This window comes from Streptococcus infantis (assembly GCF_047464215.1).
Lineage (GTDB): Bacteria > Bacillota > Bacilli > Lactobacillales > Streptococcaceae > Streptococcus > Streptococcus infantis_P.
The window spans coordinates 1-2,578 of record NZ_JASHCG010000032.1 but is presented as its reverse complement, the minus strand read 5'-3'; the positions used below and the strand labels follow the sequence as shown (position 1 = coordinate 2,578).

Genomic DNA, 2,578 nt, shown 5'->3' with positions numbered 1-2,578 from the left:
GGTTTAGTGTACACTTTTTTCACTAAACTTTAGTTCAGAAAAAGACAATTTCCTTAGTTTGACTATGGAAATCAAACTATTTTTCATCAAATACCTTGATATACTTGACAAATGGTAGAAAAGGACTCAGCCCTGTGCAAGACAGAACTAAATCCTTCGCTTGAATTATTTGTGTAACTTTTTGAAATCGATATAAATCAATCCTAGACTTACAATTTTTTACTTACCAAGGTAGTATTCAGAAACTACGTTCAATTTTTCGTCGAATTCGAATACCAATGGTGGGAAGTTAGGGATTTCTACATCCATGATTTCGTCGTCTGACAATTGTTTGATGTGTTTTACAAGAGCACGGATTGAGTTACCGTGTGCTCCTACGAATACGTTTTTACCATCTTTAAGAGCTGGAGCGATTTTATCTTCCCAGAATGGAAGAGCACGTTCCAAAGTCACTTTCAAGTTTTCAGCATCTGGGATAACTGAGTCGTCAAGTGAAGCATAACGACGGTCTGTGTGAGCTGAATATTCGTCATCACGAGGCATTGCAGGAGGCAACACATCGTATGAACGGCGCCAGATGTGAACTTGCTCATCACCAAATTGTTCAGCTGCTTCAGCTTTGTTTTTACCAGTCAAACCACCGTAGTGACGTTCGTTCAAGCGCCATGATTTTTCAACTGGAACCCACAATTGGTCAGATGCTTCAAGAGCCAAGTTAGTTGTTTTGATCGCACGTTTCAATACTGAAGTGTAAGCTTGGTCAAATTCGATACCAGCTTCTTTGATCAATTTACCAGCGTCAATCGCTTGTTGTGTTCCTTTTTCAGACAAATCAACATCAGCCCAACCAGTGAAAAGGTTAGCTTTGTTCCATTCAGACTCACCGTGGCGAGCAAAAACCAATTTTACCATTTGATGGATACTCCTTTTATTTTCCGAGGTTTCCCTCGTTTATCTATTCTATTTTACACAATTTTTCACAAAAAAGCTAGTCAAAATCGATTTAAAAGAGAAGAGGTGAACGCCCCTTCTCTCAATAAACAGCTATTCTTGAACTTGAAATTGTTTCAAGCTTGTTAAAAAAAGGGCACCACCGATGACAATGACGATGCCACCAATCCAGCCTAAAAATGGAATCAAGCCTACTACAGAACCTACGATTAACAAAATAGATGGCGCCATTGATATGCGCTTATCATCCTTATAATAGATTAGAGAGAGAATTCCAAGAATGAGAGTTGCGATTTTTACTAAGGTAAAAACAATGAAGATAATCGCTAAAATTACTCCTGCAAAATCTTCATTCGCAAAAATAGATGCAACCATTAATATTACGACTGGCAAAATTGCCAAGAGCGAGCCTGCAATAGTCCCAATAATTCCAGCAATTTGCGCTAGTGTTTTTGTCTTCATAAATGTCTCCTTCAAATTTTAATAATTGTTATTCTACCATATTTTAGGTTAAATTCAAAGCTTTTCCAAGTAGACCACAATATCATCAGTGGCACTTTATTTTCCTTAAGTTATATAGTAAATTGAAATAAAGTATGAACAATTCGATTAGGAAAGTCAAACTAATTTCTAGAAATATTTATAGCAGTCGTAATGTACTATTCTAGATTCACTCTGCTATAATACCTTATTTCAAAAATACCAAATAAGGTGTGAATTTTTCATGCTCTTTTATAGATCAATAAGTGTTAAAAATAAGACAATAACCTCAGAATAGCTACTATCTTGTCTCATGTTTTTCTTCAAGCCTTGATAGATTTGGCAAATGGTATAAAAGACTTTGATTATAAACAATGACATAAGAAAAACGAGCATCTCCAACTATGGAAATGCTCGTTGTTTTTATATTTAGAAGTGAGTTTTTACCCAGCTTCTTTTCTAGCAATCTCATAGAATCAAGATTCTAAGATTTGCTTTATCCGAGTAATGGTTTACTCTTCTTCCTTACGTTTTTTAGAGATAAGGAGTCCTCCTGTCACTGCTGCAAGAAGTGCTAGTCCAAGTGAAGCGTTAGATTGTTTAGTACCAGTGTTTGGCAATTCTTTCGCTCCTGCTTTCTTAGCTGGTGCTTGAGCAGATGACTCTTTAGTTGCTTCCTTAACAACTTTATTAGCTGCAATTGTTGCCACTGATCCGTCCGCAAAGGTTACAACTACTGATCCGTCATTGTTCACCTTAACATCTGTCGCAGTTGGGTTAGCTTTCTTAACTTCTTCAGCTACTTTAGCTTTTTCGGCATCTGTCAAGTTGCTTGGATCTACTACTGGAGTAAGGGCTGGTGCTTTAGCTCCGTTTGCTTCAGACACTTTACCATCGTTCACAACTGGGACTGCTGGCGCTACTGTTGCGTCTGTTGCGCCTGACTTGTTACCTGCTGCGTCTGTCGCTGTTACAGAAACTTTGTCGCCTGCCTTCAATCCAGCTACTGGAATGTTGAACTTGCCATCTTTGTCAGCTGTTGCGGTTGCTTTAGTGCCATCTGGAAGAGTGACTTCTACGGTTGAACCTGCTTCTGCTGTACCTGTAACTGCTTTATCTCCAGCTTTAACTGGGTTCACACTTGGTG

3 protein-coding genes are annotated in these 2,578 nt (G+C 38.2%); all 3 read right to left on the bottom strand.

Translation table 11 applies throughout. The annotated features are described in order from the left end of the window. Positions 1 to 219 precede the first annotated feature (219 nt). Positions 220 to 912 carry a phosphoglycerate mutase gene (locus tag QM469_RS10480; RefSeq protein ID WP_070458655.1) on the bottom strand — a complete coding sequence of 231 codons (693 nt, stop codon included), beginning with the start codon at positions 910 to 912 and terminating at the stop codon, positions 220 to 222. Positions 913 to 1,044: 132 nt separating this feature from the next. Beyond that, on the bottom strand, positions 1,045 to 1,413 hold the full coding sequence (locus QM469_RS10475) for a hypothetical protein (RefSeq protein ID WP_075230640.1): 369 nt from the start codon (positions 1,411 to 1,413) through the stop codon (positions 1,045 to 1,047). Between the two features lie 530 nt (positions 1,414 to 1,943). Then, a partial coding sequence (locus QM469_RS10470) for an Ig-like domain-containing protein (protein ID WP_414276803.1) occupies positions 1,944 to 2,578 on the bottom strand: 635 nt, incomplete at its 5' end.